Here is a 15,555-nt window from a genome sequence, read left to right as displayed (position 1 = left end):
GTAGGTCGCAGTAACAGGAGCTTCGACTCTTGGTGCCGGCACCACCTTCTTTGTGAAGAGTAATAGCCCTGAAAATGTCGGGGCTTTTTTATTTCTATTCTAAGCTGGCATAGCACAATTGGTAGAGCAACTGACTTACTTTTTGTAAGAGAAGCAGTAGATCTCCCCCATATGAGCTTCGACTCTTGATGCCGGCACCACATTGTAAAAATACTGCTCCTACTCCTCTTTATTATTTCGCCTGTTAAAGCATCATAAAATGTTCACGTTTAATACAAAGTAGGACTTTTAGTACAGTTTTTGACAAGTTGAACATCTTTGTTTAAAAACTACTTGCACGCCTTAGGGCATCGCTATATTATACGCGCACTCCAAACGGCACAGGTCATTAACAACCAAGTTAATATCTGGTTTAGAGTAGATGACTAACACTTAGTTTAGTTGCCCGAATAGCTCAGTCGGTAGAGCAGAGGATTGAAAATCCTCGTGTCCCTGGTTCGATTCCGGGTTCGGGCACCAATATTTATTAATTGATTAGAAACAGAATCAGTTAAAAAGATAAGCCGGCATAGCTCACTTGTTTGAGTTATGACTGGTAATCAAATAGATTGCTCCCGAGTTCTCCATTTGAAAAAATAAGCCGGCATAGCTCAGTTGGTAGAGCAACTGACTTGTAATCAGTAGGTCCCGAGTTCGACTCTTGGTGCCGGCACCATCTTCTTCTTTGTGAAGAGCATCAAGCCACTTTTATTAGTGGCTTTTTTGTGTCTAGAATTTATATGCAGCTAAGACAATCAGTAGGTCACTATATCAAGGACTTCGACTCTTGGTGCCGGCACCATATACGATTAGGCCACTCTTTGAGTGGCTTTTTTGTATCTAAAATTTGTATGAAACTAAGAATAATCAGCAGGTCACTATATCAAGAACTTCGACTCTTGATGCCAGCACCATCTTCTTCTTTGTGAAGAGCATCAAGCCACTTTAATTAGTGGCTTTTTTGTATCTAGAATTTATATGTAGCTAAGACAATCAGTAGGTCACTATATCAAGAACTTCGAGTTTTGGTGCTGGCATCTTCTTCTTTGTGAAGAGCATTAAGCCACTTTAATTAGTGGCTTTTTTATGTCTAAAGTTTGTATGAAACTAAGAATAATCAGTAGGTCACTATATCAAGGACTTCGACTCTTGGTGCCGGCACGAGCTTATCTCCTCTTAATAAAGAGTTCTAGAGTGATTTAGCCACTCTTAAAGCAAGCAAATAGCTCAGTTCATAAAGCAACTAATAGACTCTATTATAAGCTCTGCCTACCCGAAACTATCGAGTTAAAAACCTAATGTCCAAAATGGGCTACAAGTCCTTGCTAAGAGCTTTACAGCTCTTAGCAATACGGAGAAATAAAAAAGGAGCCTTAAAGGCTCCTTCTTAAACTTTAGCGCAATAGAATTACTTCCAGCTTTTCATCTTATAGCCTTTAACCGCATAGAACAGGATAAATAGGTAACAAGGCAGCATCACCATATACCCGCCCTGTTGTCCTAGCGATGAGACTGAGCTAGTTAATCCCCAAAATAGCGGACCAAACGCACCACCAGCAATACCCATTACCAGAAGTGCCGAACCAGTACTGGTTAATTTACCCATACCTGACAATGCAAGTGGCCACACTGCAGGCCATACGATTGCATTAGCTAAACCTAAGAAAGCGATCATTAGCAAGGTATCAGGCAGCTGAGCACCACCAAAAGGGACTAATAAGGTATTAGCGATTGCGTAGGACTCATTGTCACCGAAGACGATGCCTATAGTGAGAATGAGACCTAAAATAGCTGAGATCATTAGCGCTTTTGGTTGAGAGATAAAACGCGGAATAGTCAAAATACCTAAGGTGTAACCTAGTACCATACAGATCATGGTATATGAGGTCATCACACCATAACTTTCGATGCCTAATGAAAGCGCAAATGTACCTATGGTATCACCCGCGATAACTTCTACAGCCACATAGAAGAATAGCGCTACAACACCAAAAGCAAGGTTAGGGTGAGAGAGCGCCTCTTTAATCTGTCCCTTGTTATTTGTTTGCTCGCCTTCATCTTCATCGGTTAGCTCAGGTAGGGGTGACTTCTTAACCACTAATGCCAATAAACCGATAAATAACGCCATGCCTAAATAGGGAAGTACTAGCCCATTAGCCATCTCATCGATCTGAGCAGATGTTAACTCAGTGCCAACTCTATCTTTAAAACTATTAAGAATAAGCGCACTGAATACTAAAGGAGCAATAACGCCGGCCCCTTTATTCAGAATCCCCATAACACTAACACGTGCAGCGGCAGACTCCTCAGGACCAATTCGAACAACATAAGGGTTAACCGCAGTTTGCAGTAACGTCTGCCCCGCCCCCATCACAAGCTGAGCAAAAAGAAACAGAGCAAATATCTGTGTCTTAGCTGCTGGGATAAATAACAACCCCGCAAGCATCATGACGCCCATGCCTAGTGCCATGCCATTCTTATAACCCACTTTTCTAATCAACCATGCAGATGGAAGCGCAGTAAACGTCACTGCAATGTAAAAGGAGAAGAGGATAAGAGAGGCTTGAAGTGGGGTGAGCTGGAGGATCTGTTTCAGGTATGGCATCAGCGAGCCGTTGAGCCAGGTCGCGAATCCCAATACGAAAAATAGCACAGCCACTATTGTCATAGGGATAATACTGCTGCGCTTATTGTCACTATTTAATGTCATTTCCATAAGCCTACTTCTTATAATATTTTTAAGTTCTGATATCTAACTAATGAGATATCACTTTTTATAGGTTCTGTAGTCAAAAAAAGGCCTTCAAAATACACTATTTTGTGCAAAGCAAACAGACCTTGTTTCATTGATGTTAAAACAATAAAGCAAAAAAGACAACGCTGTCATTTTGTATTTGAAACTAATTTAAGCTAAATGACCGTTATCAATAACGAAAATATAAGATGCCATCTCATTTAGTTTAAACTTTTACGAACACTCCCCGCTTATACATCCAAAAAAGAACTAACCATTGCACGAGCAGCAAGCTAATCGCAGCCATTAGCTCTTGGGCTGAAGATGGAAAAGCACTCACCAAACCTCCAAAGAGACTTTGGGCTGTGTACTTCCAATCTATCAAACTGGACGCAAGGTAGATGATGATAGCATTACAGCCAATCACCACAAATGGGAATGCAGCTTTCTGCCACTTCAAAACATCTACAGCAGCATAAAACACAGCAAGTAAGATCATGCTCCAACCTGTTGTCACTAAAACAAAAGAGCTGGTCCATAGATCTTTATTAACTGGAATAACAAGGTTTAACAGCCAACCACAACCAAGCACTAACGCTCCTGCAATTAACATCGTCACAACCTTATACCACTCCCCTTTTGCATGCTCTTTAACAATAAAGTGGCCAACAAATACGCCAGCCATTGCATTAACTATCGCAGGAAGTGTTGACAGTATCCCTTCAGGGTCTAGAGCTCGATTCTGATAAGCTATTCCAGGGAGAAGATGAGTATCGACATAAGCATTAATTGACCCTTCTGGGCTAAAAATACCAGCCCCATACCCAGGAACAGGGATAAGTAGCTGCGCCAAACCGTAAAGCACTAAAATTCCAAGTGTTACTAAAACCTGAGTACGGAAACTCGTATGCCAAACCAACATGGCGGCAAAAAACCAGGCAAAAGCAATTCTTCCCAAAACGCTGGCATAACGAACCTCATCGATTGCAACTGGTGCACCAGTTCCCCAGCCATGATTATAAAGAACACCAAAGAACAGCAGCAGTAATAGACGCTTCACAGAGTGCTTATACAAAGGCATTCTTTGTGCCATTGGCAACTTATCTAATCGTTTAGGGGATAGGCCCAGAGCAACACCGGAAAGAAAGATAAAAAGCGGGAAAATAAGGTCGTAGAAGGTAAAGCCATGCCATTGACTGTGGTGCATCTGTGCATCTGCCCATTGCCACCCATGCCAACCCGTCCACAGAAGTAAGCCAGCAAAAAGCGCCTCACCACCCAAAATCCAAAACATATCGAAACCTCTAAGAGCATCGAGTGACATCAATCTTCTTTTTGGGGTCTTAGCTTGAGTAGCTTCCATAACCTCTTACCTATTTTATTATTATTTTAGTTTTGTATTTTCTATAGCATAAAGCCCCAACAGCAAGGCCGTTGAGGCTTAAGTATCTATATTATATATAATTAGCGCTAAAAAACACGCGAGCCTGCTATATAAGTTTGATCTACAAAAATATCATTATTGAGTAAAACAAAATCAGCTTTGCTACCAAGCCTTAACTCTCCTTGTTGCTTATCAAGCCCCAGGAACTGTGCAGGATAAAGAGAGGCCATTCTCACCGCTTCATCTAAGCTCAAACCTAACATATTTACAGTATTTCTAACTGCACCAGCCATATCTAATACGCAGCCTGCGAGCTCACCAGTCACCGCATTTAATCTGTCACCTTGGCGGATAACTTGCGTACCAAACAGCTCAAAACTGGCTTCATCATCGAGACCAACTGGTGGCATAGCATCTGTCACCAGCATCATCTTACCTTTAGGCTTTGCATAGATAGCCACCCTAGCAGCAGCGCTATGGACATGATGACCGTCCACAATCAAACCGCACCATGCATCGCGGCTCTCAATTGCAGCACCAACTACTCCCGGCTCACGGGAACCAAAAGGAGACATGGCATTAAATAGATGAGTAAAACCTGTAGCCCCAGCTTCCAGCGCTGCAACAACGGTTTCATAATCTGCATTTGAGTGACCCAAACACACCTTTACATCGGCAGCCACTAACGCTTTTATCACCTCTACAGAAACATTTTCCGGTGCCAGTGTCACTACCTTAGTACCTAAGTCGTTTCGGCAAAAAACCTCCAACTCGGCATCAGAGATACGGCGGATATGAGATTGGGGATGTACCCCTTTTTTGGGGACAGACAGGTGCGGTCCCTCAAAGTGAACACCTAAAACCCCTGCACTTCCTTTATCTAAGGACGCAGCGACGGCATCGGCGGCGCGGCGCATGACATCAATATCATCGGTTATCAAGGTAGGTAAGAAGCCTGTGGTACCAAACTTTGCGTGTGCAGCGCCAATTGTTTCAATACACTCAACTGAAGTATCTGAATTTAACAAAGCCCCACCGCCACCATTGACCTGCACGTCAATAAAACCAGAAACAAGAGTACCGTCGAGCTTAACCTCATTGACTCCTGCTACAGTATCAAAAGCGAGTATATGGCCATCTTCAACAGTGATTGGATGGTTATGATGAAAGTCTTTACCATCGAAAACTTGTTGTGCAATAAACGTTTGTTTCATCTTTTAACTCTCAATTGATTCAGTAACAGCTCTGTATCTATATCACATCTACGTAGGTTGAATTAACTTGCTTTACATCCAAACTGCTGGCGAGCAAAATAGGTAGCTCCCAACTCTGGCGGTGCTAAAGTCGGTGACAACTTGGTCACGACATCTTTATCTAGCCAAGGCGCCAATGGCTCAGCGAGACCACCTATCATAGAAAAACGCGGAGGATTTATCTCAAAGAGTTTACGAGCAAGCTCACTGATATAAGCAGCTCCCTCTTTAACTATCGCCTGCGCAACCTCATCTTGTTGGTTAGCACACTCAAGCACTATTCGAGCTAACTTAGCGTACACACTTGAACTTTTACCCGCTAAATTCTCAACAATACCTAAAGCATCATTGACTTTAAAATGGTTAAGTAATTTTTCAGTTAATATTGTTTTCTCTGCAAAGCCATCTAAGTGAAGTAGGGATTGTTCAGCAGCCTTTAAACCTAGCCAAGCACCACTACCTTTATCACCTAAAGCAAAACCATGGCCACCGAGACTAATAAATTTGCCATCAACATTAGCGTAACCACATGAGCCAGTACCGGTAATGATAACGGCCCCTTCACCACCTTTATGGGCACCAATACAAGCAGTATGAAGATCGCTGGTGACATACATATCTGCAAATGGGTGTTCCCAATTGACGATATCTTGGTAGAGCCTAGGGACATTCACCCCTGCTAAACCAAGCCCGGCAACTAACCCCTTGCTATCACCTATAGCCATACCTGCATCTTTTAATGCAAGTTCAGTAGATAATTGAATTGATTCAAATGTTTGAGATAGACCGTGAAGTGGATTTGCACGCCCAGCTACCCCAGTACCTATTACACCATCTTCCGCAGAGTAAATCGTTGCACGGCACTTGCTGCCGCCACCATCAATACCTATAAACAACGGATTCTCCTTCGTCTGGTTCACTATCATGACAGACCTCATTCACAGTTCTTTTTCAAAACGCACACTACCAGAATGCCGCTCTGCTCACTGACTAAGTTAATCTCATGTTACAATAAAAATGACAGCGTTGTCATTTACTTTTTATATCAAAAAAATTTTGCGCTAAATATTAGATAAACGAGTATTTAAGAGGCTTAACTGAAGTGTGACTTTATCGAACGACAAAGTCACACCTGTTAGGCATATGTTACTTAACCTCTAAAGTTCGTCCCTTCCTCGTGCCGTCAGCAGCAAGAGCCCTTACCTCAACCATCCCTTTAACCGCGACAGGTGACTTGAACGCCTCCCACTTGCCACCGTCTATTCGATACTCAATCTTAAGCCCTGGATAGATGATGTTAGTATGAAGCTCTCCTTCATGAATATGAGCCCCAACTGTAGGCACTCGATAATCGATACCCGCCATATCCAGCTTAATGAGCTCTTTTTGCCCTAAAGTGTTAGCAATAACAGCCCACTGCTTAGCCTGACTGGCACGCATCTCTTGAGTAAAGAACTCAGTAGTTTGATTATAGACAGCACCAGTGTATTGATAAGGCACCTCCCAGCTCGCTTTGTGCCAAGCTTTCTCGGCTAAAATCAGCAATCTTGGAAAGGTCATATACTCAACCAGTTCATCGCTTCTTAAAGTTTCACTCCAGATCTGCCCCTGTAGCCCGGCAAAGCCTTTACCTTGCGCAATAGGACCGCTGATACGCTTTCCACTGTCATCCAGCTTCTCGGTATCATCAACTTCAAACGGCTGCCCCTGAATATCGGTCCACTGCTCCGCATTTGCCGGCAAATTATCAGGCATAAAGCCATATAATTTACGCTCATTGGTATTACGACTCGCCCAGTAGTAGCCATGCTCCTTAGGGTCTGCTTCGTAGGGAAAGTCGAAATAGAGCATTTCTGGTGTACCTAACACCGCATCCCAGCCAAGATTCACCTGTTCATGAGCTCGATTATGTCCGCCGTGGGAGATAACGTCCCAAAGATTAGACTGAGACTTTTTCGGCATTTTATCTGGACGTGTATGGCTCATACCATCACTCCAACCCGCAGGCTCAATTCCTTTGTCATTAAGCGTGTTTGAAACACGCTCAACAAAGTAGGCACCAAGTTCATCAAATGAGGTGACACCCTGCACATTATTGGCTACAAACGCCTTACATTGTGGCGACTCAAGCCAAGCACCCGCAGTTTCGTCGGCGCCAATATGATAGAGAGTGAGGGGTTGACCAGCATCCTTATGAAGCTTGGCAATCTCATCAATGACTTTATCAACAAAGTGGAAAGTCGATTCTAGACAAACATTAAGCGTATTGTCGTCATAATACTGAATAGATGAATAGACAGTTTTATCGTCGGGATCAGTTAACAGGTACTCTTTTGCGGCCGTTTCATTACCCTCTGCCATAAATTTCTTATAGCGAGCATCCATGGATTTAATCGCGGCTCTAGAGTGGCCCGGCATATCCATCGAGGGGATAACTTGGATCTGTCTTGCCGATGCATATTTCAAAATTTCAATATAATCGGCTTTAGAGTAGTAACCACTTACCTGGGTATCAGCTGAAGGCCCACTACCAAGCTGAGGCAGCAAACAGGTGGTTTCACTTATATCATGGCAGCGCTTACTGCCAATATCGGTCAACTCAGGGAGACCATCAATCTCCAGACGCCAACCCTCATCATCGGCCATATGCAGATGCAGCTTATTCAACTTATAAGCCGCCATCTGATCTAGCATATCCAGTATCAGCTGCTTAGAGTGAAAATTACGGGAAACATCAATATGCATGCCACGAAAGTCATACCTTGGTGCATCTTCAACCAACATGGTATTAATCGACAGATCTTGGCTATCAATCAAGCTTGTCAGAGAGGACAAACCATAAGAAAAACCTGCATCATCAGCAGCTGTAAGCTCAATACCTTGCTCTGTGATAGCTAACTGATACGCTCCCGCTTGAGTGGAGTCTTTAAGCGTATTAAGCACAACAGGCAAGCCTTTATCAGACTCAGTCACGCCAAGTCTAGCGAGTCGCTTTAGCGCGGCATCTATAGGGCCCCTAGCTTGAGCGTTAAGTACCAGCTTTATTCCCGCTCCAAGTGAAACAGGCTTATTCTCTGATGTGACCTCAACCTTTAACGGTGTCGGTATGATGGTATTTGTTGCAGCGCCAGTTTGTAACTCTACGCCCTGATTAGCTTGGAACAAAACCTCAGGAGTAGCCCATTTTATTAAATCAGTATCACTGCGCTTATATTGAGTATCAGCATCAGTAAAGTCTGCAACGTAGGGCCTTAACTCCATGCCAGTCTCGGGATCATGGGTAACGGTCGTGCTTTTAATTAATGCGGGAGTTAAATCGCCAGAGATTAAATAATAGTTTGGCATCGCATCAATTTCAGATAGTTGCCACAGCTCTCCCCTAAAATCGATAGTTTTAGTCTGACCTGCTTTTAAACCAGTAAATGCGGCTGTTGGTGTGATTTTATGAAGATCCCCCTTCACCCGTGTTATCTCGAACTCTTCAGATAACACCTTTTGCACAGGCCTCATCTGGCTATAATAGATAGCCCAATCTGCACTTGAGAGATCCACTTTAGAGGTTAAATCTATTTGAGCACTAAAGCATCGGCCGTCGACTCCCTCTGTTGGGCAACCTTCAGGAAAATTGGTCAGCAATCGATACTTAACATCAAGGGTCTCACCCAGTTGATTTAATACCGCTTGAGTCATCGCCTCAGCGCTTTGAGCTTTAGTTTGCGTGACTGGTTTATTATCATTCACCTTACTATTATCGGAGCAGCCACTTGTGGCCAGTACCAGAGTAATGGCGGCTGTCAGTAATTTAAGCTTCATTGTATTCCTCTATTATTATTTTTATCATCCCTGCAAACGGAATGAACCAACCAAAGCCCGCAATCTTTCCCCTTGGTGGAACAAACGCTCGCTCGACTCTGCGAGTTGCTCGCTGTCGAGTGAAGCCGAACCTGAGACTGTGGCCAAATCATTTAAATTTTTTGAAATATCATCTGTGACATAAGTTTGCTCGCCGGCGGCCTCGGCAACTTCCAGATTCATATTACTGATATTAGAGACTAAACTAGTCACATTACTCAATATTAATTTTATCTCTTCTGAGTGACTAACCGCTTCAGCAGATAGAGTTTGACTCGCTTGCATCACAGACACAGTCTCATCAACTCCCGTTTGTACCTGCTGGATCATCTTCTGTATCTCACCTGTAGCTTGCTGCGTTCTGCTTGCTAGTGTCCTCACCTCATCAGCAACAACAGCAAAACCACGTCCCTGCTCGCCGGCTCGTGCCGCTTCAATCGCTGCATTTAGCGCAAGCAAGTTTGTCTGCTCAGCGATGGCATTAATCACCACCACAACTTCATCAATTCTTTGGGTCTCCTGCTGCAGCTCCTGTACAGCAACTACAGAGCGGGAGAGTTCATCGGCAAGTCGATTACTTACCTCTAAACCTAAATCAAACTGCTGTTGACTATTATCTACCTCTTTATCAGCCAAGCCAGTAGCTTCTGCCGTTGAACTGGCATTTTTTGCCACTTCATTGGCACTTGAATTAAGCTGAGTAACGGCTGCAACCGCAGCTTCAGTCTCTTTTAATTGAGATTGAACACGATGATTATTACTTTTAGAAAGATCCCCTAATGAAGATGCATCTTGAAGGATCAGCTCTGATGTTTCATTAACCTTAGAGATGGTGCCATGTATTTTTGCCACAAAACCATTAAAAGCCGTGGCAAGTTGACCAATCTCATCATTACTCTCGACTGGTAACTTATGGCTTAAATCGCCATCACCGGAGGCGATTTCCTCCATTACAGCTGACACATGAACCAATGGAGTGATAACTAACCGCTTTAGAATAATAAAGATAAAGAGTTGACTGAGAAGTAAAATAACTAGAGCTTGAAAGAAATAACTTAGCTTAAGCTGATTCAATGCCTCTGTAATTGGGGCTGAAGAGAAACTCACCGTCAGCTCTCCAGTAGGTTTATCGTTTGTGGTGAATGCCAGTTTATCAGATGTCACCGCTTTAGGATCAACTGGAGTGCTTTGTTTACTGTCACCGAGCATCTTACCCCTATGATCTTTAATCGTTATCTCATATATTTTTTCAGAAGCAAGCATGACAGATAAAACCGCGTCAATCTGCTCAAAGTCATAGTAAAATACAGGCTGAGCCAATGTCACTTCAAGGCTGGCCAAAGTATTACTCTTATACTCATTAAAGTTAGCTTCTAATCGGTTAGCCTCGACCATATAAGCGAGGGAAAAAAGAACACTGACAACAACAAAAAGAGCACCAGCTAGCCCTATCTGTACCTTAATTGACAAACTATTCATCGCCCTTCCCCTCCATATTAAATAGATCAAGCCACAGCTCATCACGAGTTACGGGTGTTAATGAACTCAATCCAGGTGTCTGTAGTCGAATAATCCTACGTTTGCTAAATTGTGCTTGCTCATAGAGCGCATCAATCTCGAGCTCCTTATTGAACAGCTGATCAAAACTGCCATCGGCAATCATGCTCTCTAGTCCTTTCTTTAAGTCTTTAGCAAGTAAAGGTTTTTCTGGGGAGATGAAGAAGTAAGCAGGCGAGCGGTACTGCAGCAAGATGGCACTATCTACCTTCAAATTAGGATCAGGGTTTTTATCTAACTCCTGCCAGATCTCCTGAGCACCAAGAGCTAAATAATCAAAACGCCCTCCCTCTAACATTGGATACAAATTTTTATATTTATAGCTGGTAATTAGAGGTAAGCCATTCTCTTCAAGAATAAGCGCATCAGGCCAATAGCGATTTTGCCCTGCATAAAACTGCAGAAAGTCATCTCTGCTTTTGACATCGATAAAACGCTGCTGCTCATCGCTTCTAATGATCAGTAAACGATTACCCAACAAGCCTTTAAATATCGGGATTCTGACTGGGAGCACAACCGCTTCAAGTTGCTGTGATGTCATGCTCCAAAATATGTCAATGCTTCCAGCTAACGCCTCTTCCACCTTACGTTTTTGATTCATTTCAGTGTCAAGCATTGAGATATCGTATTGAGTTTCCACACGAGATAGGGCTTCTTTCAATAAATTAAGTTGCCAACTTTGCGGAATAGTGGTGACGAGTGTTTCACTATAAGCATTAGGGGTTAAACAGAAAACGGATAATAGAGAGATGAGGAGAAGCTTAATTCGAAGTCGTAGCATGAAGCGCATTTCCTCTTTTTATACGTCTAGATCAGACAAGAGTGTTAGTTAATTTATCTTCCAATGATTCAACCTATCAAACCTACCGCAGGATATAGTCAGCTACCTTAGAAAAAGTAGCTAAGTGTTAAATTCAAAATGATGAAGATAACACTTAGCCAAGACTAGTTTCTGGGGAGAGACTATAGAAATATCAAACACAAACTGATGCTAAAAGTAATTAGCAAATGTTTGCCAAAACATGAATAAGGAGACCTCTTCCTACATCATGCAGACCTTACAAACAGAGTGTCACACAAGCAGATGACAACGCTGTCATTTACAAACATACACAAGAGCAAACAGAATATCTACATTTTTTTGACATTCATTTAGAACTTTTTTTAGCCCATCATGAAAAGCATTAATAAAGAGAAAGGATCAGCACTTAGATGAAAACCAGAGCAAAACACCAAAATATGACAACGCTGTCAATTATTGATAACATTCAAAAGCCCCCTTAATTCGGCTGAATAGGCACCAATAAAAAAACAATAAAGAGAGCCTAAGATGAACCTAAACAAAAACAAAAAGATAACGCTCATCTCAAGACCTCTATTCATCTTTATTGTGCTTGCTACCCTATGGTCAACATGGCTATTGCAATTCCCCCATCCCCTTGAACTATTCGGTGATTACCTTCATTACCTGTTCTTAGGCATAACAGGAGCCATTTTTGCAAACTCTACCGGTGCAGGTGGAGGAGTTATCTTTATCCCAGTCTTTAATAGTCTCAACTTTACCAATGAGCAAAGTATATCGACATCATTTGTCATTCAATGCTTTGGTATGACGGCTGGAGCATTAACCTGGTGGCTGCACTTTACTCATCAAAAACAAGCTCAACAAGGGCGCCTACTTGTTAAACTTATCTTTATCTGTATACCACTCTCTGTCGCTGGGATCTGGACCACTCATATTTTTGAGATACAAGCCCCCGGTTCGCTGGAGCACAGTTTTAGTCTCTTCTCTATTGCTTTAGGCTTGGGAATTATCTATAGCTGTTTTGCACTTAAAAACAGTGACGCCAACCATACCTTGAGTCGCTATGAAGTGCTTCAACTTGGGTTTATTACCTATTTAGGCGGCATAATCACAGCTTGGTTATCTGTGGGGGTTGGTGAGATTATTGTTATCTATCTGCTGCTTAAAAAGGTGACACCAAGTTTAGCTATCGCAGTTGGCGTCATCGTCACCGCTTTCACTGTTTGGTCCGTTAGCCCTATATATCTATCAGAGCAAAGTGATGCCTATTTTAAGGTGATCCTATTCGCAGGACCTGGCGCCATTATGGGAGGAATTTTGGCTAAAAAGCTGGCTTTATACCTTCCAGTTAAGGGATTAAAAATATTTTTCGCCGGATGGATTATTCTATCTGGCGTAACAATGCTAGTGGTGACATAAGAGTTGAAATCAGATACAACATGACTAGGGTGATAGATTCATACCATTAAAAATTAAACAATAACAAATAAATAGTAAACAGAGGCAAAATTAAAATGACAAATATCTCTCCATTGAATTCATCAAAACACCTCAATACCTACATTAAAGAATCTAAAGACTTCAGTCGCTTTGCTGCGCAGAGCTTGATCCCTATTGTAGTGCAAGAGTTTGCAGTACTAGCAACAGAGTTTCCTATTGTCTTTGTAAAAAATGCAGAGAGTGGTCAATTTACCCCTATCGCTATGATGGGAATAAAAAATAACTTCAACCTGTACTGCCAAACGAAAAACTGGGAGGCATCAGTAACGCCAATAGGCTTTAGCAAGGCACCTTTATCTTTAATGCAAACCTCTAAAGAGAGCGACGAGGTGATGGTGTTTATCGATGAAGATAGTGAGCTTGTCACCTCAGATGAAGGTAATAAGCTTTTTGATGATTCCGGGGAGCAGACTGAATACTTGAAAAAACGCTCTAATGCGCTATTGGATCTCGCTAGCTTTACTCAACAAACATCCGCCATTACTCAATACTTTGCTGAGCTAAATCTGCTTGCTCCTAAGCAACTAACAGTCAAACTCAACAGCGATAGCCCAGAGGTTAATATTGATGGTGTGTATATCATCGATGAACAAATCTTGAATGAGCTTAACGATGAAGCGTTCCTCACCTTGAAAAGTAAAGGTTTAATGCCGTTAATTTATGCTCACCTAACCTCACTGCACCAGATAGGTAGATTGATCACTAAACAAAATCAGCTGGATAAAGCCTAGCTTAAACATTGCCCCCAAAGGATAATTTTTGGTCTTTGGGGGAGTCATTGAGCGAAGAACCACTCACCTCAATTCAAGTTCACCATCAGTAGAAACTAAGCTAGCCCTCGCATCTTATACCTGTGTAGTAGATAGTGGCTAAATTAGCCATTAGGGCTCATAGCTGCTTTTAACCCTAATAGCCAACTTTTATGGCTTAACAGTTCATCAGCCGCAGTTTTAACTAGATTATCATTGCTCTGCAGCAACATACTGCAATGCTCTATCTCCTTAGCTGAAATAGAGATTGCTTTAGTTTTAAACTCCATCCCATATAAAACGTATAAGAAGTTTTTATCATTAAATAGATCAAACTTACTAAAAAAATCAGACTGTTTAGGTGTACTGACTTTAAACTTGGTGAGTCGCTGCTTCAACTCATCAGAAAATGTATCCTCTTTTCGGTTATCTAACCAAAACTGTGAGTCTTCTCTATCTGAGATACAGTAATGTAGCTTAATAAAATCAACTACTCTCTCCCAAACGTAGGTCACGACTTTATTATAATGAGGAATCAGCGCCTCAATATCCGAAGTGTTGCGTGGAAAGTTACGAGCTAGCAACTCCGCAGAAAAGTCGGTAACCAAAATAGATGTCGCTTCTAAGGGCTCAACAAAGCCTTGCGCGAGCCCTAATGCAACACAATTTTGACTCCAAAATGCTTCTCTGTAGCCTATCTCCATTGGCAATTTTCGAGGAGAGATAGTCCCTTGTTCGACACCTAAATAGTCAGCATATTCACTTAATGCCTGCTCATCACTCATATGCCTACTGGAGTAGACAAAACCCGTCCCCCTTCTTGTTGTAAGAGGTATATCCCAAATCCACCCAGCACTATGGGCTGTAGCAGTGGTGTAGGGAGGAAGCTCATCTTCATCTTTGAGCGGCACCTGCTGAACAAGCACTGAATCTGTGAGTAGTTCATCGGCCTTACTCACAAAAGGAACCTTTAACTCTTTATCAATTAATATCGATGAAAAACCGCTGCAGTCTACATAGAAATCAAATACTAACTCTGTATCGTCCTTGGTAATAAGATGAGTAATATCACCATTTTCAGCCTTCTTTGCTCCCACAACGGTTGCGAACTGATGAGTCACATTAAAGCGTTTTTGGGCATTCTTGGCTAATAGCTGAGCGAATTTTAATGCATTAAAATGATAGGCATAGGTTAAAGCCCCTTCATACTCCCCAGAGCTCTTTCTCTTAGGCGCTAGCCCTAACTCGCAAATTCTTGCTTGAATGCCCACATCATCAAATGGCCGCTTTCCACCATGTGCAACCCAGTAAGGACTCACGTCGAAGCCACTCGGATAGGGAACATCAAAAGGATGGTAATAGAAGTTGTCACCACGAGATCCGCTATCTAACCAATTAACAAACTTAATCCCTTGTTTAAAGGTCGTATCACAGGAATAGAGCAGTTCAGCCTCTGAGATACCAAACCGCTTTAAGGAGTTCATTATATAGGGAACAGTGCCCTCTCCAACACCTATCGTCGGCACATCTTTTGACTCAATAACTGTGATCTCAACATCTTGATCAGCACTGAGCTCAGAGCCTAAATGATTCGCAGCTAGCCAACCTGCAGTGCCAGCACCAACAATGGCAATTCGTTTAATCTTCATAAATGACTCCTAAAAAAAAACCCAGTCAAGACT

The 15,555-nt window shown here is 42.4% G+C and carries 10 protein-coding genes and 2 tRNA genes; 4 read left to right on the top strand and 8 right to left on the bottom strand.

What is annotated here, in order from left to right; all coding sequences use genetic code 11:
• Window positions 1-443: 443 nt before the first annotated feature.
• Both SWOO_RS06700 and SWOO_RS06695 read left to right on the top strand, forming a co-directional pair.
• Window positions 444-519 (top strand) — tRNA-Phe (locus tag SWOO_RS06700).
• Window positions 520-639: 120 nt separating this feature from the next.
• A tRNA-Thr gene (locus SWOO_RS06695) sits at window positions 640-715 on the top strand.
• Window positions 716-1,447: 732 nt separating this feature from the next.
• Here SWOO_RS06695 and nagP read toward each other — a convergent pair.
• The 7 genes from nagP to SWOO_RS06660 all read right to left on the bottom strand — a co-directional run bounded on the left by nagP (window position 1,448) and on the right by SWOO_RS06660 (window position 11,609).
• On the bottom strand, window positions 1,448-2,755 hold the full coding sequence (nagP, locus tag SWOO_RS06690) for an N-acetylglucosamine MFS transporter NagP (protein ID WP_012323953.1): 1,308 nt from the start codon (window positions 2,753-2,755) through the stop codon (window positions 1,448-1,450).
• 244 nt (window positions 2,756-2,999) lie between these two features.
• A complete protein-coding gene (gene nagX / locus SWOO_RS06685; RefSeq protein ID WP_012323952.1) occupies window positions 3,000-4,136 on the bottom strand; it encodes a transmembrane glucosamine N-acetyltransferase NagX in 1,137 nt (378 codons plus the stop codon).
• Window positions 4,137-4,243: 107 nt separating this feature from the next.
• Window positions 4,244-5,371, bottom strand: coding sequence for an N-acetylglucosamine-6-phosphate deacetylase (nagA, locus tag SWOO_RS06680; RefSeq protein WP_012323951.1), 1,128 nt, complete (start codon window positions 5,369-5,371; stop codon window positions 4,244-4,246).
• A 62-nt stretch (window positions 5,372-5,433) separates the two neighbouring features.
• Window positions 5,434-6,336, bottom strand: coding sequence for an N-acetylglucosamine kinase (gene nagK, locus SWOO_RS06675; RefSeq protein ID WP_012323950.1), 903 nt, complete (start codon window positions 6,334-6,336; stop codon window positions 5,434-5,436).
• A gap of 220 nt (window positions 6,337-6,556) precedes the next feature.
• Window positions 6,557-9,223, bottom strand: a complete 2,667-nt coding sequence (locus SWOO_RS06670) for a family 20 glycosylhydrolase (RefSeq protein WP_012323949.1) — start codon at window positions 9,221-9,223, stop codon at window positions 6,557-6,559.
• 24 nt (window positions 9,224-9,247) lie between these two features.
• Complete coding sequence (locus SWOO_RS06665) at window positions 9,248-10,741, bottom strand: methyl-accepting chemotaxis protein (RefSeq protein WP_012323948.1); 1,494 nt, start codon at window positions 10,739-10,741, stop codon at window positions 9,248-9,250.
• Window positions 10,734-11,609 (bottom strand): type 2 periplasmic-binding domain-containing protein, encoded by an 876-nt coding sequence (locus SWOO_RS06660; RefSeq protein WP_012323947.1) that lies wholly within the window; start codon window positions 11,607-11,609, stop codon window positions 10,734-10,736. Before SWOO_RS06660 ends, SWOO_RS06665 begins: the two co-directional genes overlap by 8 nt.
• Window positions 11,610-12,149: 540 nt before the next feature.
• Here SWOO_RS06660 and SWOO_RS06655 point away from each other — a divergent pair.
• Window positions 12,150-13,043: a sulfite exporter TauE/SafE family protein gene (locus SWOO_RS06655; RefSeq protein ID WP_012323946.1), complete on the top strand. Its 894-nt coding sequence runs from the start codon at window positions 12,150-12,152 to the stop codon at window positions 13,041-13,043.
• A gap of 95 nt (window positions 13,044-13,138) precedes the next feature.
• Window positions 13,139-13,855, top strand: a complete 717-nt coding sequence (locus SWOO_RS06650; protein ID WP_012323945.1) for a SapC family protein — start codon at window positions 13,139-13,141, stop codon at window positions 13,853-13,855.
• Window positions 13,856-13,998: 143 nt separating this feature from the next.
• On the opposite strand, the gene SWOO_RS06645 is transcribed toward SWOO_RS06650, so the two are convergent.
• On the bottom strand, window positions 13,999-15,522 hold the full coding sequence (locus SWOO_RS06645) for a tryptophan halogenase family protein (protein ID WP_012323944.1): 1,524 nt from the start codon (window positions 15,520-15,522) through the stop codon (window positions 13,999-14,001).
• Between the last annotated feature and the right edge of the window lie 33 nt (window positions 15,523-15,555).

Source organism: Shewanella woodyi ATCC 51908, from assembly GCF_000019525.1.
Lineage (GTDB): Bacteria > Pseudomonadota > Gammaproteobacteria > Enterobacterales > Shewanellaceae > Shewanella > Shewanella woodyi.
The sequence above is the reverse complement of the archived record's forward strand: the minus strand, read 5'-3'. Positions and strand labels throughout refer to the sequence as shown.

Excerpts from the sequence above, each read along its gene's own strand:
- nagP (WP_012323953.1), bottom strand. The coding sequence starts at position 2,755 with ATGGAAATGACATTAAATAGTGACAATAAGCGCAGCAGTATTATCCCT.
- nagX (WP_012323952.1), bottom strand. The coding sequence starts at position 4,136 with ATGGAAGCTACTCAAGCTAAGACCCCAAAAAGAAGATTGATGTCACTC.
- nagA (WP_012323951.1), bottom strand. The coding sequence starts at position 5,371 with ATGAAACAAACGTTTATTGCACAACAAGTTTTCGATGGTAAAGACTTT.
- nagK (WP_012323950.1), bottom strand. The coding sequence starts at position 6,336 with ATGATAGTGAACCAGACGAAGGAGAATCCGTTGTTTATAGGTATTGAT.
- SWOO_RS06670 (WP_012323949.1), bottom strand. The coding sequence starts at position 9,223 with ATGAAGCTTAAATTACTGACAGCCGCCATTACTCTGGTACTGGCCACA.
- SWOO_RS06665 (WP_012323948.1), bottom strand. The coding sequence starts at position 10,741 with ATGAATAGTTTGTCAATTAAGGTACAGATAGGGCTAGCTGGTGCTCTT.
- SWOO_RS06660 (WP_012323947.1), bottom strand. The coding sequence starts at position 11,609 with ATGCGCTTCATGCTACGACTTCGAATTAAGCTTCTCCTCATCTCTCTA.
- SWOO_RS06655 (WP_012323946.1), top strand. The coding sequence starts at position 12,150 with ATGAACCTAAACAAAAACAAAAAGATAACGCTCATCTCAAGACCTCTA.
- SWOO_RS06650 (WP_012323945.1), top strand. The coding sequence starts at position 13,139 with ATGACAAATATCTCTCCATTGAATTCATCAAAACACCTCAATACCTAC.
- SWOO_RS06645 (WP_012323944.1), bottom strand. The coding sequence starts at position 15,522 with ATGAAGATTAAACGAATTGCCATTGTTGGTGCTGGCACTGCAGGTTGG.